This is a genomic window from Micromonospora sp. B11E3 (assembly GCF_039871625.1).
Lineage (GTDB): Bacteria > Actinomycetota > Actinomycetes > Mycobacteriales > Micromonosporaceae > Micromonospora.
In genome coordinates, this window is record NZ_JBDPMC010000015.1 from 89,271 (window position 1) to 114,163 (window position 24,893).

At 76.7% G+C, this 24,893-nt stretch carries 17 protein-coding genes, 1 pseudogene and 1 riboswitch; of the genes and pseudogenes, 10 read left to right on the plus strand and 8 right to left on the minus strand.

From position 1 onward, the window contains the following. The first annotated feature begins 151 nt into the window (after positions 1 to 151). The 5 genes from ABGB16_RS11105 to ABGB16_RS11125 all read left to right on the plus strand — a co-directional run bounded on the left by ABGB16_RS11105 (position 152) and on the right by ABGB16_RS11125 (position 11,270). Positions 152 to 4,705, plus strand: a complete 4,554-nt coding sequence (locus tag ABGB16_RS11105; protein ID WP_347667929.1) for an ATP-dependent helicase — start codon at positions 152 to 154, stop codon at positions 4,703 to 4,705. A gap of 275 nt (positions 4,706 to 4,980) precedes the next feature. After that, positions 4,981 to 5,769: an SAM-dependent chlorinase/fluorinase gene (locus ABGB16_RS11110; RefSeq protein WP_347667908.1), complete on the plus strand. Its 789-nt coding sequence runs from the start codon at positions 4,981 to 4,983 to the stop codon at positions 5,767 to 5,769. Positions 5,770 to 5,830: 61 nt separating this feature from the next. Then, complete coding sequence (locus ABGB16_RS11115) at positions 5,831 to 6,085, plus strand: CPCC family cysteine-rich protein (protein WP_347667909.1); 255 nt, start codon at positions 5,831 to 5,833, stop codon at positions 6,083 to 6,085. A gap of 39 nt (positions 6,086 to 6,124) precedes the next feature. After that, on the plus strand, positions 6,125 to 6,937 hold the full coding sequence (locus ABGB16_RS11120) for a zinc finger domain-containing protein (protein WP_347667910.1): 813 nt from the start codon (positions 6,125 to 6,127) through the stop codon (positions 6,935 to 6,937). Between the two features lie 661 nt (positions 6,938 to 7,598). Next, positions 7,599 to 11,270: a multicopper oxidase domain-containing protein gene (locus ABGB16_RS11125; RefSeq protein WP_347667911.1), complete on the plus strand. Its 3,672-nt coding sequence runs from the start codon at positions 7,599 to 7,601 to the stop codon at positions 11,268 to 11,270. A gap of 30 nt (positions 11,271 to 11,300) precedes the next feature. On the opposite strand, the gene ABGB16_RS11130 is transcribed toward ABGB16_RS11125, so the two are convergent. The 7 genes from ABGB16_RS11130 to ABGB16_RS11160 all read right to left on the minus strand — a co-directional run bounded on the left by ABGB16_RS11130 (position 11,301) and on the right by ABGB16_RS11160 (position 17,751). After that, positions 11,301 to 12,086, minus strand: a complete 786-nt coding sequence (locus tag ABGB16_RS11130) for a hypothetical protein (protein ID WP_347667912.1) — start codon at positions 12,084 to 12,086, stop codon at positions 11,301 to 11,303. A 23-nt stretch (positions 12,087 to 12,109) separates the two neighbouring features. Further along, positions 12,110 to 12,979 carry a PspA/IM30 family protein gene (locus ABGB16_RS11135; protein ID WP_347667913.1) on the minus strand — a complete coding sequence of 290 codons (870 nt, stop codon included), beginning with the start codon at positions 12,977 to 12,979 and terminating at the stop codon, positions 12,110 to 12,112. Between the two features lie 224 nt (positions 12,980 to 13,203). After that, positions 13,204 to 13,662, minus strand: a complete 459-nt coding sequence (locus tag ABGB16_RS11140) for a helix-turn-helix transcriptional regulator (RefSeq protein WP_347667914.1) — start codon at positions 13,660 to 13,662, stop codon at positions 13,204 to 13,206. Between the two features lie 158 nt (positions 13,663 to 13,820). Beyond that, positions 13,821 to 14,402: a CinA family protein gene (locus tag ABGB16_RS11145; RefSeq protein WP_347667915.1), complete on the minus strand. Its 582-nt coding sequence runs from the start codon at positions 14,400 to 14,402 to the stop codon at positions 13,821 to 13,823. A 51-nt stretch (positions 14,403 to 14,453) separates the two neighbouring features. Continuing rightward, on the minus strand, positions 14,454 to 15,044 hold the full coding sequence (pgsA, locus tag ABGB16_RS11150; protein ID WP_347667930.1) for a CDP-diacylglycerol--glycerol-3-phosphate 3-phosphatidyltransferase: 591 nt from the start codon (positions 15,042 to 15,044) through the stop codon (positions 14,454 to 14,456). Positions 15,045 to 15,121: 77 nt separating this feature from the next. Continuing rightward, entirely contained in the window at positions 15,122 to 16,609 is a 1,488-nt protein-coding gene (gene rimO / locus ABGB16_RS11155) for a 30S ribosomal protein S12 methylthiotransferase RimO (RefSeq protein ID WP_347667931.1), read from the minus strand. A 218-nt stretch (positions 16,610 to 16,827) separates the two neighbouring features. Continuing rightward, positions 16,828 to 17,751 (minus strand): ornithine cyclodeaminase family protein, encoded by a 924-nt coding sequence (locus tag ABGB16_RS11160; RefSeq protein WP_347667916.1) that lies wholly within the window; start codon positions 17,749 to 17,751, stop codon positions 16,828 to 16,830. Between the two features lie 272 nt (positions 17,752 to 18,023). Beyond that, positions 18,024 to 18,088: riboswitch (guanidine-III (ykkC-III) riboswitch) on the plus strand. Between the two features lie 61 nt (positions 18,089 to 18,149). Here ABGB16_RS11160 and ABGB16_RS11165 point away from each other — a divergent pair. Together ABGB16_RS11165 and ABGB16_RS11170 are read left to right on the plus strand one after the other, a co-directional pair. Continuing rightward, the gene (locus tag ABGB16_RS11165; protein WP_347667917.1) at positions 18,150 to 18,464 is read left to right on the plus strand and encodes an SMR family transporter; all 315 of its coding nucleotides are present in this window, start codon (positions 18,150 to 18,152) and stop codon (positions 18,462 to 18,464) included. Positions 18,465 to 18,556: 92 nt separating this feature from the next. Continuing rightward, positions 18,557 to 18,802: a hypothetical protein gene (locus ABGB16_RS11170; protein ID WP_347667918.1), complete on the plus strand. Its 246-nt coding sequence runs from the start codon at positions 18,557 to 18,559 to the stop codon at positions 18,800 to 18,802. A gap of 64 nt (positions 18,803 to 18,866) precedes the next feature. Here the strand turns inward: ABGB16_RS11170 and ABGB16_RS11175 are convergent, their stop codons facing one another. Beyond that, positions 18,867 to 21,326 (minus strand): DNA translocase FtsK 4TM domain-containing protein, encoded by a 2,460-nt coding sequence (locus ABGB16_RS11175; RefSeq protein ID WP_347667919.1) that lies wholly within the window; start codon positions 21,324 to 21,326, stop codon positions 18,867 to 18,869. Between the two features lie 112 nt (positions 21,327 to 21,438). Here ABGB16_RS11175 and ABGB16_RS11180 point away from each other — a divergent pair, with 112 nt between their 5' ends. The 3 genes and pseudogenes from ABGB16_RS11180 to ABGB16_RS11190 form a co-directional block, all read left to right on the plus strand. Continuing rightward, complete coding sequence (locus ABGB16_RS11180; RefSeq protein ID WP_347667920.1) at positions 21,439 to 21,918, plus strand: YbjN domain-containing protein; 480 nt, start codon at positions 21,439 to 21,441, stop codon at positions 21,916 to 21,918. Beyond that, on the plus strand, positions 21,915 to 24,083 hold the full coding sequence (locus ABGB16_RS11185) for a YbjN domain-containing protein (protein ID WP_347667921.1): 2,169 nt from the start codon (positions 21,915 to 21,917) through the stop codon (positions 24,081 to 24,083). Before ABGB16_RS11180 ends, ABGB16_RS11185 begins: the two co-directional genes overlap by 4 nt. Before the next feature lie 389 nt (positions 24,084 to 24,472). Continuing rightward, positions 24,473 to 24,751: pseudogene (locus ABGB16_RS11190) on the plus strand (hypothetical protein); the annotation flags it as partial. Positions 24,752 to 24,893 lie beyond the last annotated feature (142 nt).

Sequence of the window (24,893 nt, forward strand, 5' to 3'; positions counted from 1 at the left end):
CGTACCAGACGGTTAAAACGCCCGCCAGGTGGCGCGCCCGGCGGGGCGGAGTGTCGCATCCGCGAGGCAGGATTGGCGGGTGGCGGAATTGACGGACGGGCCCGGCGCGACCGACGCGGCGGGGGTGCCCGGCGCGGCCAGCGCGGCGGGGGTGCCCGGCGCGACCGGCGCCGCGAAGGCGCTCGCCGGGTTCGGCGCGGCGACGCGCGAGTGGTTCGGCGCGGCCTTCGCCGCACCCACCGCCGCCCAGGCCGGCGCCTGGCGATCCGTGGCGGCTGGCCGGAACGCACTGGTCGTCGCCCCCACGGGCTCCGGCAAGACGCTCGCCGCGTTCCTCTGGTCGCTGGACCGGCTCGCCCAGGCACCGCCCCCGGCCGAGGCCCGGCAGCGGTGCCGGGTGCTCTACGTCAGCCCGCTCAAGGCCCTCGCCGTCGACGTCGAGCGCAATCTGCGCGCGCCCCTTGCCGGCATCCGGCAGGCCGCCAGCCGGCTGGGCGTCGCGCCGCCGGACATCACCGTCGGGATGCGCACCGGGGACACCCCCGCCGACGAGCGACGGGCCTTCGCGCGCACCCCGCCGGACATCCTCATCACCACACCCGAGTCGCTGTTCCTGCTGCTCACCTCCGCCGCGCGGGACTCGCTGCGCGGCGTCGAGACGGTGATCGTCGACGAGGTCCACGCGGTGGCCGGGACGAAGCGCGGGGCACACCTGGCGCTGTCCCTGGAGCGGCTCGACGAGCTGTTGCCCGCCCCGGCGCAGCGGATCGGCCTGTCCGCCACCGTCCGCCCGGTCGACGCCTGCGCCCGGTTCCTCGGCGGGGCCCGCCCGGTCGACGTGGTCCAGCCCGCCACCCCGAAGACGATCGAGGTCAGCGTCCAGGTCCCGGTGGAGGACATGACCCGCCTCGACGAGCAGGAGGCGCCCGCAGGCGACCTCGACGGCCCCCGCCGGCCCTCGATCTGGCCGGCGGTCGAGGAGCGGGTCTTCTCGCTCGTCCGGGCCCACCGCTCGACCATCGTCTTCACCAACTCGCGGCGCGGCGCCGAGCGGCTGTGCGCCCGGCTCAACGAGCTGGCCGCCGAGGAGCTGGCCGGGGAGCGCCCCCCGGCCCCGGCCCGGCCGCCGGCCGAGGTGATGGCCCAGTCCGGCGCGACGGCCGGCGCGCCACCGGTGATCGCCCGCGCGCACCACGGCAGCGTGTCCCGGGAGGAGCGCCGGCACATCGAGGAGGCACTGAAGTCGGGGCAACTGCCCGCCGTGGTGGCCACCTCCAGCCTGGAGCTGGGCATCGACATGGGCGCGGTCGACCTGGTGGTGCAGATCGAGGCGCCGCCCAGCGTCGCCGCCGGCCTGCAACGCGTCGGGCGCGCCGGGCACCAGGTGGGCGCCGTCTCCCGGGGGGTGGTCTTCCCCAAGCACCGGGGCGACCTGCTCTCCTGCGCGGTCGTCGCCGAGCGGATGGCCGACGGCGCCATCGAGGAGCTGCGCCACCCGCGCAACCCGCTCGACGTGCTCGCCCAGCAGGTCGTCGCCATGGTCGCGCTGGAGCCGTGGCGGGTCGGCGATCTGGCCGCCGTGGTGCGCCGGGCCGCGCCGTTCGCCGAGCTGCCCGACTCCGCCCTGCACGCCGTGCTGGACATGCTCTCCGGCCGGTACCCGTCGACCGCGTTCGCCGAGCTGCGCCCCCGGCTGGTCTGGGACCGCGCCGCCGACGTGCTCACCGGCCGCCCCGGCGCCCAGCGGCTCGCGGTGACCAGCGGCGGCACCATCCCCGACCGGGGCCTGTTCGGCGTCTTCCTGGCCGGCGCGGAGCGGGCCGCCCGGGTCGGCGAGCTGGACGAGGAGATGGTCTACGAGTCCCGGGTCGGAGACGTCTTCCTGCTCGGTTCGTCGTCGTGGCGGATCGAGGACATCACCCCCGACCGGGTGCTGGTGTCTCCCGCCCCCGGCCAGGCCGCCCGGATGCCGTTCTGGAAGGGCGACCAGCCCGGCCGGCCGGTGGAGCTGGGCCGGGCCATCGGCGCGCGGGTGCGCGGCCTGCTCCGCCAGGGCGACGAGGCGGCGGTCGCCGCGCTGCGCGCCGGCGGGCTGGACGACTGGGCCGCCGGCAACCTGATGGCGTACCTGCGGGAGCAGCAGGCCGCGACCCGGTCCCTGCCCGACGACCGGACGGTGGTGGTGGAGCGGTTCCGCGACGAGCTGGGCGACTGGCGGCTCGCCGTGCACTCGGTGCTCGGCGCCCGGGTGAACGCCCCCTGGGCGTTGGCGATCGGCCGGCGGCTCGCCGAGCGGTACGGCGTGGACGCCCAGGTGATGTCCTCCGACGACGGCATCGTGGTGCGGCTGCCGGACACGGCCGAGGAGCCGCCCGGCGCGGACGTGATCGCCTTCGACCCCGACGAGATCGCCCAGCTGGTCGAGGAGTCGGTCGGCACGTCCGCGCTGTTCGCCGCCCGGTTCCGCGAGTGCGCGGCCCGGTCTCTGCTGCTGCCCCGCCGGGATCCGCGCCGCCGCCAGCCGCTGTGGCAGCAGCGTCAGCGGGCGGCCCAACTGCTCGACGTCGCCCGCGAGTACGCCGACTTCCCGGTCACCCTGGAGGCCGCCCGGGAGTGCCTCCAGGACGTCTTCGACCAGCCCGCGCTCGCCGGCCTGATGCGCGACCTGGCCGCCCGTCGGGTGCGCCTGGTCGAGGTGGAGACCGACCGGCCGTCGCCGTTCGCCCGTTCGCTGCTGTTCGGGTACGTCGGCGCGTTCCTGTACGAGGGTGACGCGCCCCTCGCGGAGCGGCGGGCCGCCGCCCTGGCGCTGGACTCGGCGCTGCTCGGCGAGCTGCTGGGCCGGGTCGACCTGCGCGAGTTGCTCGATCCGGCCGTGCTGGCCGAGACCGAGCGGCAGTTGCGCTGGCTCACCGAGCAGCGTCGCCCCCGCGACGCCGAGGACGTGATCGAGCTGCTGCGCACGCTCGGCGACCTGTCCGAGGCCGAGCTGGCCGTGCGCGGCGCGCCAATCGGCTGGCTCGCCGAGCTGGAGGCCGCCCGGCGGGTGCTGCGGGTGCGGGTGGCCGGCGAGGATCGCTGGGTCGTCGTGGAGGACGCCGCCCGGCTGCGCGACGCGCTCGGCGTGGCGCTGCCCGTCGGGGTGGCCGAGGCGTACCTGGCGCCGGTGGCCGACCCGCTCGGCGACCTGGTCGCCCGGTACGCCCGTACCCACGGCCCATTCGCCGCCGCCACCTGCGCCGCCCGGTTCGGCCTCGGGGTGGCCGTCGTCGAGCAGGCGCTGCGCCGGCTCGCCGCCGCCGGGCGGGTCGTGTCCGGCGAGTTCGCCCCCGACACGGTGGGCGCCCAGTGGTGCGACGCCGAGGTGCTGCGGCTGCTGCGCCGCCGGTCCCTGGCCGCGCTGCGGCGGGAGATCGAGCCCGTGCCGCCCCGGGCCCTGGCGGCGTTCCTGCCCCGCTGGCAGCAGGTCGGCTCGTCGGCCCGGGGCGTGGAGGCGCTGGCCGCCGCCGTCGAGCAGTTGCAGGGCGCGGCCGTGCCGGCGTCCGCGCTGGAACGCCTCGTGCTGCCCGGCCGCGTCGCCGACTACTCCCCCGCCCAGCTCGACGAGCTGTGCGCCAGCGGCGAGGTGGTGTGGGCCGGCTCCGGCGCGATCTCCGGCGGGGACGGCTGGGTCACCCTGGCGTACGCCGACGCGGCGCCGCTGCTGCTTCCCCCGCCGGACGACGCGCTCGCCCGCACCCCGCTGCACGAGGCGGTGCTCGACGCGCTCGCCGACGGGCAGGCGCTGTTCTTCCGGTCGCTGTCCGATCGGGTCGCCTCGACCGACGACGCCGCCCTCGCCGCCGCGATCTGGGACCTCGTCTGGGCCGGGCACCTCACCAACGACACCCTCGCCCCGCTGCGCGCGGCGCTCGGCGGCGGCGGGGCGCACCGGTCCCGGCCGTCCGCGCCGCGTACCCGCTACCGCCGCCCCGGCCGCCTCGCGCTGCCCAGTCGCAGCGGCCCGCCCACCGTGGCCGGCCGCTGGTCCCGGCTGCCGGAGCGCGACCTCGACCCGACCCGGCGGGCCGCCGCGCTCGCCGACGTGCTGCTGGAACGGCACGGGGTGGTGACCCGGGGCGCGGTCGCGGCCGAGCAGGTGAGCGGCGGGTTCGCCGCCGTCTACCCGGTGCTGGCCGCGCTGGAGGAGCGCGGCGCGGCCCGGCGCGGCTACTTCGTCGAGGGGCTGGGCGCGGCCCAGTTCGCGGTGCCCGGGGCGGTGGACCGCCTCCGCGCCCTCGCCGACCCCGCCGAGGGCGGCCGGGGCCGGGGCGCGGCGCCGGTGGTGCTCGCCGCCACCGACCCCGCCAACCCGTACGGGGCCGCGCTGCCCTGGCCGGAGCGGGCGGTCGACTCCGGCGACGGGGCCGCCCCGGCGAGCGGGCACCGGGCCGGCCGCAAGGCGGGTGCCCTGGTGGTGCTGGCCGGCGGCGACCTGGTGCTCTACGTCGAGCGGGGCGGGCGGACGATCCTGTCGTTCACCGCCGACCCCGACGCCCTCGCCACGGCCGGCAAGGCCCTCGCCGACGCGGTGCACTCCGGCGCGCTCGGCGCGATGTCGGTGGAGCGGGCCGACGGGGAGGCGGTCGCCTCCTCCCCGCTGCGCGACGCGCTGACCGCCGCCGGCTTCCGGCCGACGCCCCGCGGCCTGCGCCTGCGCGGCTGACGCCCCGCGGCCTGCGTCTACGCGGCTGACGCCCCGCGGCCTGCGCCTGCGCGGCTGACGCCCCGCGGCCTGCGCCTGCGCGGCTGACGGCCCGCCGGCGGCGTCGGCACCGCGCCGCTGGCGCGCCAGGCGGCCCGGCCCGCCTCGGTCAGCTCGACGTCGACGCGGCGGGCGTCTGGTGGGGCGGCCTGTTGTCGCTGGGCGCCATGGTCCCGGCAGCCGGCCGGGGCCATGGCCCGCAGCGGGGCGCCGGCCGGGCGACTAGGGTGCCCGGCATGGGTGCCACCGCGTGGATCTCGTTGACGACGGACTACGGACTCACCGACGGGTTCGTGGCGGCCTGCCACGGGGTGATCGGGCGCATCGCGCCGGACGCCCGGGTGATCGACGTGACCCACCTGGTCCCGCCGGCCGACGTACGCCGGGGCGCGGCGGTGCTCGCCCAGGCCGTGCCGTACCTGCCGACGGGCGTACACGTCGCGGTGGTGGACCCCGGGGTCGGCACCAGCCGGCGCGGGATCGCCGTGGCCGCCCCGGGCGGCGTGCTGGTCGGGCCGGACAACGGGCTGCTGCTGGACGCCGCCGCCGCGCTGGGCGGGGTCACCGATGCCGTCGAGCTGACCAACCCGCGGTGGCTGGCGACGGAGGTGTTCCGCACCTTCCACGGCCGCGACGTGTTCGCCCCGGTGGCGGCCCGGCTGGCCCTCGGCGCGCCGCTGGCCGACGCCGGTCCGGCCGTCGACCCCGCCACGCTGGTCCGGCTCCCCGAGCCGGTGGTGCGGGCCACCGCCGACGGCTTCGCCGCCGAGGTGCTGACCGTCGACCACTTCGGCAACGTACAGCTCGCGGCGCCCGGGAGCCTGCTGGCGCCGCTGTCGGGCCGACTCTCGGCAGCGGGGCGGCCGGCGGCGCACGGGCGGACGTTCGGCGACGCGCCGCCCGGCGAGCTGGTCGTGTACGTCGACTCCGCCGGCCTGGTCGCCGTCGCGGTGAACGGGGGCCGGGCGGCGGACGTGCTCGCGGTGGCCCCGGGCGACCTCGTGCCGGTCACGGCGCTCGGCTGACCCTTCCGGCCGGTCCGGACCGGCCACCGGGCCGGGCTGCTGCCGTCCGGGTGATTGTGGAATGCTTGACCAGGTGGGTGATCAATGGGTTCCCTCGGCCTGCCCCTGTTGCCTCTACCTGACCGGCGGCGGCACATGCCCGGTTTGTTTCTGGACCGACGACGGCCAGGGCGACGCCGACGCCGACGTGGTCCGGGGCGGCCCGAACGGCGACCTGAGCCTGTCCCACGCCCGGCTCAACTTCGCGATCTACGGCGCCAGCCACCCCCGCTACCAGGACATGGTGCGCCCGCCGCGCCCCGAGGAGCGCCCCTGACCCGGGCAGCCGGTCCACGTTCGGGGAGACAATGACGGGGTGCCCGAAGGCGACACCGTCTGGAACACCGCCCGCGTGCTGGAGCGCGCCCTCGGCGGGGCCCGGCTGACCGGCTCGGACTTCCGGGTGCCGCGGCTGGCCGCCACCGACCTGACGGGCTGGACGGTCCGGGCGTCGACCAGCCGGGGCAAGCACCTGCTGCTCCGGCTGGCCGCTCCGGGACCGGTCGGCCCCGCCGACGTCACCGACTGGACGCTGCACTCGCACCTGCGCATGGACGGCGCCTGGCGCGCGTACGCCCCGGGCGAGCGCTGGGCCGCCCGGCCGGCGCAGCTGATCCGGGCGGTGCTGCGCACCGCCGGCGCGGTCGCCGTGGGCTACCACCTGCACGAGCTGGCCCTGGTGCCGACGGCCGAGGAGCACACGCTGGTCGGGCACCTCGGGCCGGACCTGCTCGGCGCCGACTGGGACCCGGCCGAGGCGGTCCGGCGGCTCGCCGCCCACCCCGGGGCGCCGATCGGTGAGGCACTGCTCGACCAGCGCAACCTGGCCGGCGTGGGCAACCTGTACAAGTGCGAGGTGCTCTTCCTGCGCGGGATCTCACCGTGGACCCCGGTCGGCGCGGTACAGGACCTGGCCGGCACGGTCGCCCTCGCGCAGAGACTGCTGGCCGCGAACCGGGGGCGGTGGGCGCAGAGCACCACGGGGTCGCTGCACCGCGGGCAGACCAACTACGTGTACGGCCGGCGGGCGCAGCCGTGCCGCCGGTGCGGCACGGCGATCCGCAAGGAGGAGTTGGGCGATCGGGTGACCTACTGGTGCCCGGTCTGCCAACCCGCCCCGCCGTCCTGACCCGCCCTGCCCACCCGGCCCGCCCCCGGGCGCGACCCCGGGCCCGACCCCGGGCCCGACCCCGGGCCCGACCCTGACCGCCCGGCCCGCCCCCGGGCCCGCCCCCGGGCTCGACCCTGACCGCTCGGGCCGCCGTCACCCGGCGTCACCGCTCGCCCGGCAGCAACGACAAGTCATAGCCACTTTGCTCTGCACTCATCCACGCAACAAGGACGCTGAGTAGTGGCGGCTGTGCCCGCCTGCGGCAGGTCCACCGCGGTCGGGCCTGGTCACGCCGGGGTTGCCTCGGCGGGTGCAGAGCAAAGGAGGCAAACAAGATTCGCCCACCCCGCACGGTTGCCACCGTCCGTGATAAATGCCGCCGACCGTTACGCAGGGTGACCCGGCGTGGACCGGATCGCGGGACATCGAGAGCGGCTCGATTCGACACCGTGAGGCGGCGGGCGCAGCGACTGGGGCTGGTCTGGCGACGTGGCCCGAAGCGGTGGCGTCGGACATCGGACACGAGCAGGTCCAGAATGGGACGATTGGGTAATTCCTAACCACCCGCCCGGCGTCGCATGCTGCGGTTGAGTGCTCACCGATCGTCGCAGCCCGCCGGGCGCGGCCGGCCGTTCCCATCTGGGACAGCGGCCGGAGCGCCCCGACCCGGGGGAGGGCCATGGTCCTGTTCCGCAGACTGCGCTCCAGCTGGACGGAGCGTGTCCTCCGCGCCGGCCGGGAGGCGGTACCGACGGTGCCGACCGCCCGGACCGCCGGAGACGCCACCCGGGCCGCCGAGGACGCCGCCCGGACCGCCGAGGACGCCGCCCGGGCCGCCGGAGACGCCACCGACGCGACCACCCTGGACCCGGCCGAGGTTCCGCGCTGCTTCGGCCCGGTGCCCAACTTCGCCAGCAGCCCGCTGCCCGTGCCGGACGGGCGGGGCGGGGTCGTTCCCGGCACCGGCATCCGCAAGTTCGTCGACGCGCTCCCGCTGCCCGGCGAGGCCGGCCGCACCGACCTCGGCGGGTACCTGCCGGTGGCGGTGCCGGACACGATCACCTGGCCGGGCTGCGACTACTACGAGATCGGCCTCCAGGAGTACGCCCAGCGCCTGCACCGGGACCTGCCGGCGACCCGGCTACGCGGCTACCGGCAGCTCAATCTCGGCACCGACGACTCCGGGCACAACACCGTGCGCCCGCCGGAGCGGCCGTACCACCTGGGACCAGTGATCATGGCCCGGCGCGGGCGGCCGGTGCGGATCAAGTTCATCAACCAGCTGCCCACCGGCCGAGCGGGCGACCTGTTCCTGCCGGTCGATCCGACCCTGGACGGGGCCGGCGCCGGCCCGCTGGACGGCCCGGCGCCGTACCCGCAGAACCGGGCGGTCCTGCACCTGTACGGCGGGCAGACCGGCTGGACGAGCGCCGGCAACCCCTGGCAGTGGGTCACCCCGCCGCAGGAGATCACCCCGTACCCGACGGGGGTGGGGCTGACCCACGTCCCGGACATGCCGCGTCCGGGGCCCGGAGCGACCACGCTGTACTACCCGAACGAGCAGAGCGGCCGCCTGATGTGGCTGCACGACAACACGCTCGGCCTGTCCCGGCTGACCGTCCACTCCGGTCAGCTCGCGCTCTACCTGCTCACCGACCCGGCCGAGGAACAGCTCGTCGCCGACGGGGTACTCCCCGCCGAACAGCTGCCGCTGGTCGTCGAGGACAAGACGTTCGTGCCGGACGACACCCAGCTCGCCGCCCAGGACCCGACCTGGGACCGGGACCGGTGGGGAGCCCTCGGCAGCCTGTGGCACCCGCACGTGTACCAGCCTCGGCAGAACCCGTACCGGCCGGCGGGCACCAACCCGACCGGCCGCTGGGACTACGGCCCGTGGGCGCGTGCCCCGCTGACCGACGAGGCGGTGGCGGGACCCGCCCCGGTGCCGAACCCGTACCACGACCCGGTCGCCGCGCCCGACGAGCCGCCGCTGCGGCCGGGCGTGCCGCACCCGTCGGCGGTGCCCGAGGCGTACGGGGACACGCCGCTGGTCAACGGCGTCGCGTACCCGTACCTGACGGTGGCGCCGAAGGCGTACCGGTTCCGGATCCTGAACGCCTGCGCGGACCGCAGCCTCAACCTCCAGCTCTACCGGGCCCGCTCCGACGGGACGATGTGGGATCCGGACGGCCGGCTGCGCGACGCCGACGCGGGCGAGGTGCCCATGGTGGACGCCGTCCGCTCCCCCGACCGGCCCCCCGGCTGGCCGGCCGACGGCCGGGACGGCGGGGTGCCCGACCCGCGCGCCGCCGGGCCGGCGTTCGTCCAGGTGGGCAACGAGTGCGGGCTGCTGCCGGCGCCCGTGGTGCTGCCGAGCCGCCCGGTGGGCTACCGGTACGACCGGCAGGACCCGACCGTGCTCAACGTCGACGGGCACGCCCTGCTGCTCGCCCCCGGTGAGCGGGCCGACGTGGTCGTCGACTTCTCGGCCGTACCGCCCGGGGCCACGCTCATCCTGTACAACGACTGTCCCGCCCCGCTGCCCCGCTTCGACCCGAGGTACGACCAGCACACCGGGGCGCCGGACCGCACCGGCGTCGGCGGGTTGCCCGGCACGCTGCCCGGGTACGGGCCGAACACCCGCACCCTGCTGCAGTTCCGGGTCGCCGGCGAGCCGGCCGAGCCGTACGACGTGGACCGGCTCGCGGAGCGGCTGCCCGGCGCGTACGCGGCCAGCCAGCGCCCGCCGATCGTGCCCCAGCCGGCGTACGACCGGGCGTTCGGCACCCGCACGGCCCGGGAGACGCTGGTGCCGGCGCACGCCACGACGGTCACCTTCACCCCGGCCGGGGCGACCGCCCCGGTGACCCTGCCGCTGCACGTCAAGGCGGTGCAGCAGGTCTTCGAGCCGGCGTACGGGCGGGCCGCCGGCCGGCTGGGCGTCGCCCACCCGCACGCGGGGCCCCTCGGCCCGGCGACGCTGCCGCTCGGCCCGGTCGACCCGGCCACCGAGACCCTGGTGGTCGCCGAGGAGTCGGTAACCGTCGGCGCGCCCGCCGATGGCACGCAGCTCTGGCGGATCAGCGGCAACGCCCGGCAGACCCACCCGGTGCACGTGGGCGGCTGCGACGTGCAGGTGGTCAACCGGGTCGGCTGGGACGGCCGCATCCGCCCGCCCGAGCCGAACGAGCTGGGCTGGAAGGAGACGGTCCGGGTCAACCCCCGGGAGGACGTGATCGTCGCGCTGCGGCCCGTCGCGCCCGTCCTGCCGTTCAAGCTCGGCGACAGCGTCCGGCTGCTCGACCCGACCCGGCCGGCCGGCGCCCGGATCGGCTCGACCACGGTGAGCCCCGTCGACGGTCGGCCCGCGTCGGTGGTGAACCAGCTGGTCAACATGGGGTGGGAGTACCGCTGGCACAGCCAGCTCGGCGGCCACCGGGACCAGGGCATGAGCCGGCCGCTGGTGCTGCGGGTCGCCCCGAAGGCCCCGACCGGGCTGACCGCCACGCCCGTACCCGGCTCGGCGACCGTCCTGCCGGCCATCGCGCTGACCTGGACCGGCGGCGGCGGACGCCCGCCGGCGGCCAGCCACCTGCTGCAACGGGCCACCGACCCCGCGTTCACCGAGGGGGTCACCACGATCACCGTGGCCGCCGCGGCGACCCGCCACACCGACGCGAGCGTCACCCCCGGGGTGACGTACCACTACCGGATCCGGGCGGAGAACGAGGTGGGCTGCTCCGCCTGGTCCAACGGGGTGCCCGCGGCGGTGCGGCTGGCCGCGCCGCACGGGCTGGCCGCCGTGATCCCGCCGACCGCTCCGCTGCGGGTGGGGCTGCGCTGGGCCAACCGCTCCTTCGCCACGGGCGTGGACGTGCAGCGGGCCACCAACCCGACGTTCACCAGCGGACCGGCCACCACCGCCGTCGGGGTGCACGAGCAGCACCTGGACGCCGTGGTCGCGCCGGACACCACGTACTACTACCGGGTGCGCACGACGTACCTGGGGGCGGCGTCGCCGTGGTCGACGGTCGCCTCCGTGACCACCCCGCCCCGACCGGCCCCGCCGACGGCCCTGGCCGCCATGGCGGGCACACCCGGCCCGGACACCGCGACCGTGGCGCTGACGTGGGCGGCGGACGCCCCGGGTGGCCCCGGCTCCGGGTTCGTGGTGCAGCGCGCCCTCGACCCGGCGTTCGCCCGGGAGGTCGCCACGTTCACGGTGCGCGGGCGCGGGTTCACCAACACCGGGCTGGCCCGGGGCGTGACGTACCACTACCGGGTGCGCGCGTTCAACGTCGTCGGCACCTCGGCGTACGGGCGGGCGGTTACCGTGACCACCCCGGACTGAGCGGAGTGTCGGTGACCGCGGCGGGCGACTTCAGCGGGTGGGCGCGCGCAGCGGATCCCCGACGGCGCGCAGCTCGGCCAGCGCCGAGGCCACCCCGTGCAGCAGGTCGGTGGCCTCCGCGAGCCGGGTCGCGGCGACGTGCTCGCCGCTGGGGCGGGCGTCCTCGGCCAGGTACCCGGCAGCGGCGACCACCAGCCGCTCGTACGCGGCCACCCCGCTCTCCAGCTGGGCGGCCAGCTCGCGGTGCGCCTCGGCGAGGGGGGCGCGGGCGTCGGCCGGGGCGAGCCGCAGGGCCCGCTCGACGCTGGCCACCCGCCCGGCCAGCTCGCGCAGGGACCGGTCGGCGTCGGCGGCCTCCCGCACGGCCGGCTCGGCGAGCCCGCCCAGCCGGCCGGCCATCCCGCCGAGGGTGAGGGCGGCCCGGTCCAGCCGGGCCCACGGCTCGGCCGCGCTGGTGCCGCGCAGGGCCAGCCGGGACCGGGCCCGGCGTACCTCGGCCAACACCCCGGGGCCGGCCGGGAGCCGCTCGACGGCGGCGACGAGGCGGGCCCGGGACCGGGCGGCGGCCTCGGCCGGGTCCAGCGCCGGGGGCGCGGGGCGGGCGGCGAGGGCGCGCAGGTCCACCCAGCGCCAGGCGGCCAGCACCAGGGTGCTGCCCGCGGCGCCGGCCCAGGCCGCGTCCGGCAGCCCGAGCCCCGCGTACGGGGTCAGCACCGCGGCCGTGCCGGTCAACCCGCCCGCGAGGACGCTCCACCGGCGGGCGGAGCGCCGCAGCCGGCGCAGCCGACGGAAGTGTCGTGCCCGCTCGTCCGCCACCCCTGCCTCCTGTCTGCGGCCGCTCAGCCGGCGGCGCTGGTGTCCCCGGTCGGGCGCTCCTGGCCCAGGCTGGCCCGGAGCTGGTCGAGCCGGGCCGCGGCGGCCGGGTCGGCGGCCGGCGCGGGCTGGCCCTGCGGCACGGCCGGGCGGTCCTGCCGGCCGGCGAGCTGCTCGCCGGCCATGCTCGCCCGGATCTGCTCCAGCCGGGACGAGCCGGCCGAGTCCAGGGTCGCCTTCTGGATCTCCAGCATCCGGCCCTCGACGGAGTTGCCGGCCAGCTCGGCCCGGCCCATCGCGGTGGCGTAGCGCTTCTCGATCCGGTCCCGCACCTCGTCAAGCGAGGGGGTGGTGCCGGGGGCGGTGAGCGCCGACATCGACTCCAGCGAGCGGGCCACGCTCTCCTGCATCTTGGCCTGCTCCAGCTGGCTGAGCAGCTTGGTGCGCTCGGCCAGCTTCTGCTGGAGGATCATCGAGTTGTTCTCCACGGCCCGGCGGGCCTGGGCGGCGGCGCCGAGCGCCTGGTCGTGCAGGGTCTTCAGGTCCTCGGCGGCCTGCTCGGCGGCGACGAGCTGGGTGGCCAGCACCTGGGCCGACTGCTCGTACCGGCTGGCCTCCGCCTCGTCGCCCCGGGCCCGGGCCTGGTCGGCGAGGACCAGGGCCTGCCGGGCGTTGCCCTGGAGCCGCTCGACCTCGGACATCTGGCGGGACAGCTTCATCTCCAGCTGGCGCTGGTTGCCGATCACGGCCGCCGCCTGCTGGACGAGGGTCTGGTGCTGGCGCTGCGCCTCCTCGATGGCCTGCTGGATCTGGACCTTCGGGTCGGCGTGCTCGTCGATCCGGGCCCCGAACAGCGCCATCAGGTATTTCCAGCCCTTGACGAACGGGTTCGCCATCTCCGCGGTATCCCCTCAGCTAGTCGCGCCGCCCCCGATGCCGGGCGGTCCGGCGGGCGGTCGCGCGGCAGTGATCCCATCGTCGCAGCCGGGCGCCACCCCGGCATCCGTACGCCGCGCGGCGCCGAGCGCCATCGTCTGATCAACAGTACGCGGCCCGGAAGACCCCGGCCACGGCCTCGTACGCCGGCCGGCGCGGGTCGGGAGGGGGAACGCGGCGACCGTCAGGCGGCGCAGACGACGTCGCGGTCGCTGGGCCGGACCCGCTTGCTGCGCAGGGTGGCCTTCAGCGTCGATTCCTGGTGCACGGTGACCACCGGGCCGTTGCCGGAGGTGACCTGGCGGACGCCCCGGTTGGCCGGCTTGGGGACGGCCGCGCGGGCGACGGGGCCCGACGCGGCGGACTCCGCCGGCTCGCCCTGCACCGGCACCAGCACCCCGGGCATCTGCTCGGCGAGCGCGACCGTGTCGCTGACCTCGCGCAGCAGCTCGGAGAGGCGGGCGCCGAGGGCGTCGCAGATGGCGGCCAGCAGCTCGCTGGAGGGCTCCTTCTGGCCGCGCTCGATCTCGGACAGGTAGCCCAGGCTGACGTTCGCCGCGGAGGAGACCTCGCGCAGGGTGCGCTGCTGCCCCTGCCGGCGCGCCCGCAATGCGTCACCGATCACCCGGCGTAGCAGGACCATCGCACCTCCCCTGACGGGTCTCACCTCTCCGTTGCCGCCGTCGCGCCGGGCGCGGCGGACCGCGCCGGTCGACGTCACGCGTCGGAACCTTCCCGCAACCGTACCCGTTGCCGGGCTCCGTGACATCCCACCCCGCCCGCCCATCTGGCCGGGCCCGCTCAGCGCCGTCCCGTCCCGGCCGGCTCCGCGCCGCCCTCGGCGGTCACCCCGGGGCCGGGCGCCGGCAGGGCATCCGCGGCGCCGATCCGCTCGGTGAGCAGTCGGAACGCCTCGATCACCGCCGCGGAGCGGATGTGGTCCCGGCCGCCGTCGAGGTCGAGCCGGCGGACCTCGGCGCCGCCCGGCCCGGCCACGGCGACGTAGACCAGCCCGACGGGCTTGCCGTCCTGCGGCTGCGGCCCCGCCACCCCCGTGGTGGCCAGCCCCCAGTCCGCGCCGCAGCGCCGCCGCCCACCCTCGGCCAGGGCGAGCGCCACGTCCGGGTCGACCGGCCCGCGGTCGGCCAGCAGGTCCGCCGGTACGCCGGCCAGCTCCGACTTCAGCTCGGTGGCGTAGACGACCAGGCCGCCCCGGTAGACGCCGCTCACCCCGGCGATCTCCACCACCGCGGCCGAGAGCAGGCCGCCGGTGAGCGACTCCACGGTGGCCAGCGTCTCGCGCCGCTCGGCGAGGGTGTGCACCACCCCGGCGGCCGGGTTGCCGACCGGCCGCCGGCCGTTCGCGTCCGTCTCCGTGTCCATGCCGCGATCCCTTCCCCGCGCCCGCGGGCCCTACTCATCCTGCCGGCGAGATCACGGCCTGCGGCGGAGGCGGAGGGCCTGGGCGACGTAGTCGAAGCCGGTGACGACCGTCACGGCCACCGCGGCGGCCATGATCCAGGGGCCCACGACGGCCAGGGCGGCCGGCATCGGCCACAGGTACCAGGCGATGGCCAGGATCTGCAGTGCCGTCTTGACCTTCCCGCCCCGGCTGGCGGCGATCACCCCGTGCCGGATCACCCAGAACCGCAGGGCCGTGATGCCCAGCTCGCGGACGAGGATCACCGCCGTCACCCACCAGGGCAGCCGGTCGTACCAGGACAGCAGCAGCAGGGCGGCGCCGGTGAGCGCCTTGTCGGCGATCGGATCGGCGACCTTGCCGACGGAGGTCACCAGGCCGAACCGGCGGGCGATCCAGCCGTCGACGAGGTCGGTGACCGACGCCACCGCGAAGATCAGGCAGGCGACGGTCCGCCAGCCGGCGTGGGTCATCGCGGAGACGACCACCGAGGCCGCGAAGACCGGTACGAGCACCAGCCGCAGCAGGGTCAGCGCGTTGGCCGCGTTGAGCACCGGCACCTGGGCGGCCACCGGGGCCGGCGTCGGCTCCGCCGCCCCGGTCACGCCCGTGCCCTCGTCGGCCCGCCGTGGCGAACCTGGCACCGCACCACGCGCCTCCCCCGCCCGCTCAGAGCCCGCCGTCACCGCGTCGCGCCGGGCGCGGCGGAGATCATCTCATCCGGGACCGCGATCAGATCCACCCCTTCGGTGGCGGTGACCGTGGCGCGGACCAGATCGCCGGGGCGCAGCGCGGCCAGGTCCACCCCGCCGCCGGCCGGGGCGACCAGGGTCGTCGAGCCGTCGACCTCGGGGGCCTGGTGGGCCGCCCGCCCCTCGACCACGCCGTCGTCGACCGTGTCGACGAGCACCTCGACCGTCGAGCCGAGCCGCTCCTCGGCCCGCTGCGAGCACAGCTCGTCGGCGAGCGCGCTGACCTTGTCGTACCGGCGCTTGACGGTGGCGGCGGAGACCTTGCCGGGCAGGTCGGCCGCCTCGGTGCCGTCCTCGTCGCTGTAGTCGAAAACGCCGATCGCGTCGAGCCGGGCGTCGGTGAGGAAGCGGACCAGCTCGTCGACGTCGGCGCGGGTCTCGGCGGGGAAACCGACGATGAAGTTGCTCCGCGCGCCGGCCTCCGGGGCCAGGGCGCGGGCGGAGGCCAGCAGCTCCAGGAAGCGGTCCGTGGAGCCGAAGCGGCGCATCCGGCGCAGCACCGCCTCGCTGGAGTGCTGGAACGACAGGTCGAAGTACGGCGCGACGCCGGGCGTGGTGGCGATCACCTCGACCAGGCCGGGCCGCGTCTCGGCCGGCTGGAGGTAGCTGGCCCGGACCCGGACGATGCCGTCGATCGCGGCGAGCTGGGGCAGCAGCTTCTCCAGCGCCCGGGGGTCGCCCAGGTCCTTGCCGTACGAGGTGGAGTTCTCGCTGACCAGCACCAGCTCACGGACGCCGGTCTTGGCCAGCCACTCCGCCTCGGCGAGCAGCTCGTCCGGCGTACGGGAGACAAAGGCGCCGCGGAACGCGGGGATCGCGCAGAAGGAGCAGCGCCGGTCGCAGCCGCTGGCCAGCTTGAGCGACGCCACCGGGCCGGTGTCGAGCCGGCGCCGCAGCACCTGACGCAGGTGGGCGGGGGTGTGCTCGTCGGTCTCGGCGGCCGGCCGCGCAGTGCCGTGGCCGGGCAGCGACACGGCGCTGTCCCGACGGGCGACCGGGGTCAGCGGCAGCAGCTCCCGCCGGTCGCGCGGGGTGTGCGCGACGAACGCCTCGCCGGCGGCGACGGCGCCCAGCCGGGCCGAGATGTCCGGGTAGTCGTCGAAGCTCAGCACCGCCTGCGCCTCGGGCAGGCTGTCGGCCAGCTCCCGGCCGTAGCGCTCGGCCATGCAGCCGGCGGCGACCACCTTGGCGCCGGTGTCGGCGGCGGCGAGCAGCGTCTGGATCGAGTCCTGCTTGGCCTTCTCCACGAAGCCGCAGGTGTTGACGACCACCACGTCGGCGCCCTCGCCGTCGGTGGTCACCTGCCAGCCGTCGGCGTGCAGCCGCGCGGCCAGCTCCTCCGAGTCGACCTCGTTACGGGCGCAGCCCAGGGTCAGCAGGGCGACGCGGCGGCCGCCGGCGGCGGGCGACGGCTCCAGGTCGCGGCGCGGCGCCAGACGCGCCGAGCTGGAGTTGTCGGAAGCGGGGGTGGCAGGCACCCTCCGAGGGTACCGGGCGCGGCGGCGGCATCCCGCAACGGCGGTGGCGGCGTCACCCGCCGCGCCCGCGCGCCGCCACCCGCCGGACAGGCGGTCGCCGGGTCGGGGCCGCGGCGGTCAGCGCCGGACAGGCGGTCGCCGGGTCGGGGCCGCGGCGGTCAGCGCCGGACGGCGGCGACCCGGACCAGGCGGTCGAGCAGGAAGACCTCCGTGCCGGCCAGGCCGGTGGAGCAGAAGACCGACACCTGGTCGGCCCGGGTACGGCCGGGGACCGCGCCGGCCAGCACCGCGCCCAGGTCGCGCAGCCGGTCGGCGTACGGCGGCAGCGCGGCGAGCATCGGCGGGTCGTACGCGGCGGCCTGGGCCGGCGAGTCGGTGACCAGGACCTCCGCCCGGTCCAGCAGGTCGGGGCCGAACTCGTGCCGGTCGATTTGCTTGAAGCCGACGGCGTTGACGTGCGCGCCCGGGGCGAGGTCGGCGGCCGCCAGCACCGGCGTGGGGCTGGTGGTGGCGAGCACCACGACGTCGCGGCCGGCCACGGCGGCCCGCGCGGTGCCCACGGCCCGGGCCGGCACGCCCAGCTCGGCGCGGACCCGGGCGGCGAACGCCTCCCGCCGGGCGGCCGAGCGGCTGTGCACGGTCACCTCCCGCAGCGGGCGCACCGCCGCGGCGGCCCAGACCTGCGTCCACGCCTGGGCGCCGGAGCCGATCACGCCGAGCGTCGCCGCGTCGGGGCGGGCCAGGGCCGCCAGGGCCACGCCGCCCAGCCCGCCGGTGCGCCGGGAGCCCAGTTCCTCGCCGACGGCGACCGCCCGCACCGCGCCGGTCCGCCCGTCGTGCAGGACGACCAGCTGCTCGGCGTCCGGGTGCCCGAACGTGTCGTACGAGCGGTAGCCGTACCACTCGCCGGTGAGGTGCCCGGCGGTGAGGACCATCCGGCCCCCGCCCAGCGCGGCGGACGCCCGGGGCGGCGCGACCAGGCGGCCGGCGTGGGCGGCCAGCAGGGCGTCACGCATCGCCTCGACGGTGGTGGCGGCGTCCAGGGCGGCGGCGACGTCCCGGTCGGAGATGAGCAACGTCATGACGGCAATACTGCTACTTGAAGTGAACTTCACGTCAACGCCGGGTGGCCGGCCTCACCGGCGTCGCCGACCGGGTCCCACCGGTGCCGCCCGAGCGCACGGCCATCCGGCCCAGGCGCCCCGGGGTGCCGCTCGGCGCCATGTCGCCGACATGGCGCCTTCCTGCCCGCCCGGACCCCACCATGTCGGCGACATGCACACACCGGTGCCGCGGCCGCCGGACCCGGCAACCGCTCCGTGCTACCGTCGCCGGCGGTGGCCCGAGGCGCTCGGCGAGCGGTCGGCGGGTCGCCCCGGACGAGGGTGGGCGTACCCGGTCAGGCCAAGACGCCCGCGTGGACAGCGGTTCCCACTCGTCCCGGCCCCGGCGGTCCGGGCGCTCGCGCAGAGGTGACGTCATGGCCTGGATCGTGCTGGTGGTCTCCGGACTTCTCGAAACCGCGTGGGCGGTCGCCCTCGACCGCAGCGCCGGGTTCACCCGGCCGCTCCCCTCGGCCGTCTTCGCGGTCACCCTCGTCGCCAGCATGGCCGGCCTGGCGTACGCGTTGCGCGAGATCCCGGTCGGCACGGGATACGCGGTGTGGGTGGGCATCGGCGCGGTCGGCACCGCCGGAGTCGGCATGCTGGCGCTGCACGAGCCCGCCAGCCTGCCCCGGATCGCCTGCCTCCTGCTGGTCGTGGCGGGCGTCATCGGGTTGAAGGTCTTCCACTGACCGTGCCCGGTCGGGCGGTATGCGTAGTCGCCGACGGTAATGGGTAGAGAGCGGCCGAACGCACCGTCGAGGCTCTCACCACGGAGGACGTCATGGCCGACATGCACAGCACCGCCCGTCCGCGCGGCAACGCCGCCCGGATCTGCACCATCCTCGGTTTCGTCTTCGCCGTCGTGGCGGTGTTCCTGGCGCCGGTGCTCTTCGGGATCGTCGGCGTCGTCCTCGGCATCGTCGGCGCGGTCATGGGCGACAAGCCGCTCGGCTGGTACGCCGCCGCCGCGAGCGTCGTCGGGGCCGTCATCGGCATCGCGCTGACCGCCGCGATCCTCAACTCCTGACCCCCGCCCCAACCCGCGAGGCCCGCCGGAGCTCCGGCGGGCCTCGTCGCGTACGCCGGGCGCGTCAGTCCTCGCCGCCGTGCAGGCCGGCCAGGACCTCCTCCAACTCGTCCGGCTTGACCAGCACGTCGCGGGCCTTGGATCCCTCGGACGGCCCGACCACGCCCCGGGTCTCCATCAGGTCCATCAGCCGGCCCGCCTTGGCGAAGCCGACCCGCAGCTTGCGCTGGAGCATCGACGTCGAGCCGAACTGCGAGGTGACCACCAGCTCCACCGCCTGCACGAGCAGGTCGAGGTCGTCGCCGATGTCCTCGTCGATCTTCTTCTTGCCGTCGTTGGCCGGGGCGAGCACGTCCGGGCGGAACTCCGGCTCGCGCTGGTCCTTGCAGAACTTCACCACGTCGGCGATCTCGCGCTCGGTCACCCAGGCGCCCTGGATGCGGATCGGCTTCGACGCGCCCATCGGCAGGAACAGGCCGTCGCCGCGGCCGAGCAGCTTCTCCGCACCCGGCTGGTCCAGGATGACCCGCGAGTCGGCCAGCGACGAGGTGGCGAACGCCAGCCGGGACGGCACGTTGGCCTTGATCAGGCCGGTGACCACGTCGACCGAGGGGCGCTGGGTGGCCAGCACCAGGTGGATGCCGGCGGCCCGGGCGAGCTGGGTGATCCGGACGACCGAGTCCTCCACGTCGCGCGGGGCGACCATCATCAGGTCGGCCAGCTCGTCCACGATCACCAGCAGGTACGGGTACGGCCGCATCTCCCGCTCGCTGCCCGGCGGGGCCTTGATCTCGCCGTTGCGCACCTTGCGGTTGAAGTCGTCGATGTGTCGGACCCCGTTGGCGGCGAGGTCGTCGTAGCGCATGTCCATCTCGCGGACGACCCACTCCAGCGAGTCGGCCGCCTTCTTGGCGTTGGTCACGATCGGGGTGACCAGGTGCGGGATGCCCTCGTACGACGTCATCTCGACCCGCTTCGGGTCGATCAGCAGCAGCCGCACCTCGTCCGGGGTGGCCCGGGTGAGGATCGACACCAGCAGGGTGTTGAGGCAGCTCGACTTGCCGGCGCCGGTGGCCCCCGCGATGAGGATGTGCGGCATCTTCGCGAGGTTGGCCACCACGAAGCCGCCCTCGATGTCCTTGCCGAGGGCGACCAGCATCGGATGGTGGTCGCTGGTGGCCGCCCGGGAGCGCAGCACGTCGCCGAGCGCCACGTTCTCCGGGTCGGTGTTCGGGATCTCCACGCCGACCGCGCTCTTGCCCGGGATCGGGCTGAGGATCCGTACGTCCGGCGACTTCACGGCGTACGCGATGTTGCGGGAGAGCTGGGTGATCCGCTCGACCTTGACGCCCGGGCCCAGCTCGACCTCGTACCGGGTCACCGTCGGGCCCCGGGTGAAGCCGGTGACCTCGGCGTCCACCCCGAACTGGTCGAACACGCCGGTGAGCGCGGCGATGATCTCGTCGTTGGCCTTGCTCCGGGTCTTCGGCGCGGCGCCGCTGCCGAGCATGTTGGCCGGCGGCAGCGTGTAGTCGCCGGACAGCCCGGTGAGCGCCAGCTGCTCGGCCCGTGTGGGCGCGGGCGAGTGCTCCGGCGGCTCGACGGGCTTGCGGGTGGCGGGCACCTTCGCCGGGGCCTTACGGGGCAGCACCACGGTTTCCTGCAGGTCGACGCCCTCGTACCCCGCGTCGAAGTCGTCGGGATCGGGCAGCGGCGGCGCGGCGCGCCTGGCCGGGCGGCGGCGGGCCGGCTTCTCGGCCGGCGCGGCCTCCTCGGCGGCCGGCGACGGGCCGACCACGGCGCCGGCCAGCAGCCCGAGCCGCTCGGGGATCTTGTTGATCGGGGTGGCGGTGACCACGAGCAGGCCGAAGACCAGCAACAGGATCAGCAACGGCACGGCCACCCAGGCGGTGACCGCGGCCTCCAGCAGGTTGCCCACGCCCGCGCCGATCAGGCCCCCGGCGTAGTCGCGCTGGACCGCGTCGACCGGGTTCTGCCCGATGTGCAGCATCGCCGCGGTGGCGACCAGCATGGACCCCCAGCCGACCACGCCCCGCCCCCGGTGCTCGGGGTCGCCCGGGGTGCGCATCAGCCGCCACGCGCCGATCGACAGCAGCACCGGCACCACGACGGAGATCGCGCCGAGGAAGAGCCGGACGGTGTCCGCGAGCCGGGCCCCGACCGGGCCGGCGCCGGAGAACCAGATGCCCACCGCGCTGAGGATGGCCAGGCCGAGCAGCAGCAGGCCGGCGCCGTCGCGGCGGTGCTCCGGGTCGAGGTCGCGGGCGGAGGCGGCCTGCCGGCCGGCGGCCCGGACGGCCCACCCGACGCCGTGCGCGAGCCCCATCCACACCGCGCCGACCGCACGGCCGACCCCGAAGGCCGGGCCGGGCCGGGCGGCGGCGGTGCGCCGCCGGGGGGCGGCCTTCGTGGTCTTCTTCGCAGGCTGGCGGGCGCGGCTGTTCGTGGTGCCGCGCGGCGACGCGCCGCGCCGCCGGCTCGCCTGAGAGGTACGGCCCGCCATAGAGTCACCGTAACGGCGGGAACCGCCGGATCGTCGCTTTCCGGGTCGTGTCCGCGTGTCGCAGCACGGATGACGCCGCCGGTTGTGTTATTCGCCTCAGAAGGGATGCCCGATGGCGTCGCCCGGTTTCGCGGACGGATCGGACGCTCCCCTGGCCGGGCACCCGCGCGCGCTGCGGCCGTTGACCGGCGAGCTGATCGCCGCCGTGCTGGACACCCGGGGGTACGCCGTCTCCGTGGACGAGCAGGGGCGGCTGCTGGGCCGCTGGGAGGACGCGCTCATCTGGTTCCTGCGCCTCGGCGAGGCCGGCGAGATCCTGCAGGTCCGCACGGTGGCCGCGCCGACCTTCCCGATCGAGTTCGTCCCCACCCTGCACGCCTTCTGCAACGCGTGGAACCACGACCGGTACTGGCCGAAGGCGTTCGTGCACGTCGACGACGACGGGCGGGCGCTGGTGTGCGGCGAGGTGATCGCCGACCTGGAGCGCGGGGTGACCCCGCACCAGCTCGACCAACTGCTCGACTGCGGCATCTCGACCGGCTGCCAGCTCGCCGCCGCCGTCGGCCAACTGGCGGGCGGGGCGCGGCCGTGACGGCAGCGCCGGGGCAGCCACGCGGGCGGACCGGGCGGGCCCGGGGTGGCCGGGAGCCCGCCGACGACCTCGCCGCCGCCGGGGACCTGCCCGACGGCCAGCCGCGCGTCGTCGAGCTGGAACGGATCGCCTCCGCCGCGGACGCGGCCGGCGACGTCCGGTCCGGGTTGGCCGCCCGGCTCGTGCTGCTCGACGCGTACCTGCGGCAGGGCGCGCGGTGGCGGCTGTTCGAGCCGCTGCGCCGCTGCCGGGAGCTGCTCGACCGGGCGCCCGAGCTGGCCGGCGAGCGGGGCGGGGAGCTGCGTCGCTACCGGCGCCTGGCGGTCGAGGCGGTCTTCGCCACCCCCCGCGTCGGGCTGGACCAGGCACGGTCCACGCTGGACGACCTGGCACACGCCGGGACGGGCGGCACTCCGGGGCGGGGCGACGGCTCTCCCGGGCCCGGCCCGGCCGGCCGTCGGGAGCCCGGTGCGGACGACGTCCGGACGCCCGGCGGGGCCGGGGAGGTCGGCGGCCTGGTGGCCGAGCTGCGCTGCCGGCTGGCCGACCACCTGGGCGACGAGCCGGCCGCCCGCCGCTGGTACGAACGCTGGCGCGCCGCCCCGGCCGACCCGGCCGCCGGCTGTCCGGGCTGCGCCCCGTCCCGCCGCGCCGAGCTGCTGTCCGGCTGGGGCGAGTGGGCCGCCGCGCTGGCCGAGCTGCGCCCGGTATTCGGGGAGCCGGGCGGGCCGGGCGGGCCGGGCGGGTCCGGAGGGGCCGGCGGCTCGGGCGGGACCGGCGGCTCGGGCGGGACCGGCGGCTCGGGCGGAACCGGCGGCTCGGGCGGAACCGGCGGCTCGGGCGGAACCGGCGGCTCGGGCGGAACCGGCGGCTCGGGCCGGCCCGGCGACTCCGCCGAAGCGGGCGGGGCCGGCGGCTCGGGCCGGCCCGGCGACTCCGCCGAATCGGGCGGGGCCGGCGGGGCCGACCCCGGGGCGGCGTACTGCACCGACCAGCCCGAGCGGGCGCTGGCCGGGGCGCTGCTGCCGCTGCTGCGCGCCGGGGAGCCGGAGCGGGCCGCCCGGGCGCACGTCGCGGCGTACCGGCGGCACCGGCGGGAGCGGAACGCCTTCCCGTACCTCGCCGCGCACCTGCGGTTCTGCGCGCTGGGCGGGCACCTGGACCGGGGGCTGGACATCCTGGCCGAGCAGTTGCCCCGGCTCGACCAGCCGTCCGACGACCTCGCGGCGATGGAGTTCGCCGCCGCGGGGGCGCTGCTCTGCGCGCTGGCCGCCGAGGCGGGCCGGGGCAGCCGGCGGATCCACCGTCCCGCGCACGCCGGCCGCCCGGCCGAGGACGTCGAGGTGGCCCGGCTCGGTGGGCTCCTGGCCGAGGTGGCGACCGGCCTCGCCGGCAGCTTCGACGCCCGCAACGGCACGGGTCACCAGTCCGGCCGGATCGCCGCCTGGCTGGCCGAGCGGCCGGCCGGCGACCCGGTCCCGCTGCCGCCCGACCCCGACGACGGCCCCCAGGCCCTGGACGGCACCGACAGGAGCGCCGCCGGGGGCGACGGGCGGGACGTCGGCGGAGGCGACGGGGGCGACGGGCGGGACATCCGCGGGGGCGACGGGCGCGACGGGCGGGACATCCGCGGGGGCGACGGGCGCGACGGGCGGGACATCCGCGGGGGCGACGGGCGCGACGCCGACTGGGGTGACGGGTTGGCCGCCGGCTGGGGCGACGGGCACGACGCCGACGGGGGCGACGGGTTGGCCGCCGACGAGCTGGGCGCACTGACCGTCGCCATGATCACCACCGCGCTGGACCGGCGCGGCGACGCCTGGACGGTGCGGGGCGGCGCCGTCGTCGGGCGGTGGGACCCGGCGGTCGTCGAGTTCCGGCGGGCCGGCGAGCGCGGCGACATCCTGCACGCCCGGGTGCTGGCCACCCGGCGGCTGCCGGCGGGGCGGCGCGCCGAGGCGTACGCGTTCTGCAACGCCTGGAACCACGACCGGCTGCTGCCGAAGGCGTACGTGCACGACCCCGGCGACGGCGAACTGGTGCTGGCCGGCGACGTGACCACCGACCTGGCCCACGGGGTGGCCCCGGCGCAGCTCGACGTCCTGGTGACCGCGGCCGTCGCCACCGGCGTCGCGTACGCCGAGGCGGTCGCCGCCCTCCCCTGACCGGCCCGGGGCACCGACGCCGGCCCGCCTGACGCTCGGGGGGTGGGCCGTTGGGCGCCCGGGTCAAGACCCGCATGTCCGCTTCGGTCCGCGCGTCCGCTTCGCTCCGCGCGTTCGTTTCGCTCCGCGCGTCCGCTTCGCTCCGCCGCGTCCGCTTCAAGATCCGCGCACTTTCCTGGAAACTGTTGCCTCCTCACCTTTTCGAGGCCACAACTTCCTGGAAGTTGTCCGGATCTTGCCCGTCCGCCCACACCCTGATGCACGATGTGTCCGGTTTCGGGTATGGCCGGGGGCCGGCAGGGCGGAATCGGGGCCGGGGTGGGGCGTTGAACACCGGTGCACGACCGAGGAAGGCACCCCGCGGGTTGGGGTGACCTGGGCCCGGAATGACGGCGGGCCGCCGGTCGTTGAATAACCTGGGACACCTGGGTGACCGCAACGACCACGACTCGCTGGGCCTGTTCCAGCAGCGCCCGTCGTCGGGTTGGGGCACCGACCCGCAGTACTCGACGACCGCTTTCCTGAAGGGCCTGAAGCAGGTCGACGGGTGGCAGGACATGCCGCTGACCGACGCCGCCCAGACTGTGCAGGTGTCGGCGTACCCCGACGCGTACGCCCAGTGGGAGCAGCAGGCCGCCGACCTCGTCGCCCAGCACTGGAACAACTGACACAGGGACAACGAAAGCCGCTGGCCGGCACCCCAGAGGACGGGGTGCCGGCCAGCGGCAGTCCTCACGCGACCGCGTACCAGATCACGACCGCTACTCACGGACGCAGGGCGACCACGACGGGCTGGGGGCGACCGTGCCC

Excerpts from the sequence above, each read along its gene's own strand:
- ABGB16_RS11110 (WP_347667908.1), top strand. The coding sequence starts at position 4,981 with ATGGGTGCCACCGCGTGGATCTCGTTGACGACGGACTACGGACTCACC.
- ABGB16_RS11115 (WP_347667909.1), top strand. The coding sequence starts at position 5,831 with ATGCTTGACCAGGTGGGTGATCAATGGGTTCCCTCGGCCTGCCCCTGT.
- ABGB16_RS11125 (WP_347667911.1), top strand. The coding sequence starts at position 7,599 with ATGGTCCTGTTCCGCAGACTGCGCTCCAGCTGGACGGAGCGTGTCCTC.
- ABGB16_RS11135 (WP_347667913.1), bottom strand. The coding sequence starts at position 12,979 with ATGGCGAACCCGTTCGTCAAGGGCTGGAAATACCTGATGGCGCTGTTC.
- ABGB16_RS11140 (WP_347667914.1), bottom strand. The coding sequence starts at position 13,662 with ATGGTCCTGCTACGCCGGGTGATCGGTGACGCATTGCGGGCGCGCCGG.
- ABGB16_RS11145 (WP_347667915.1), bottom strand. The coding sequence starts at position 14,402 with ATGGACACGGAGACGGACGCGAACGGCCGGCGGCCGGTCGGCAACCCG.
- ABGB16_RS11160 (WP_347667916.1), bottom strand. The coding sequence starts at position 17,751 with ATGACGTTGCTCATCTCCGACCGGGACGTCGCCGCCGCCCTGGACGCC.
- ABGB16_RS11165 (WP_347667917.1), top strand. The coding sequence starts at position 18,150 with ATGGCCTGGATCGTGCTGGTGGTCTCCGGACTTCTCGAAACCGCGTGG.
- ABGB16_RS11170 (WP_347667918.1), top strand. The coding sequence starts at position 18,557 with ATGGCCGACATGCACAGCACCGCCCGTCCGCGCGGCAACGCCGCCCGG.
- ABGB16_RS11175 (WP_347667919.1), bottom strand. The coding sequence starts at position 21,326 with ATGGCGGGCCGTACCTCTCAGGCGAGCCGGCGGCGCGGCGCGTCGCCG.
- ABGB16_RS11180 (WP_347667920.1), top strand. The coding sequence starts at position 21,439 with ATGGCGTCGCCCGGTTTCGCGGACGGATCGGACGCTCCCCTGGCCGGG.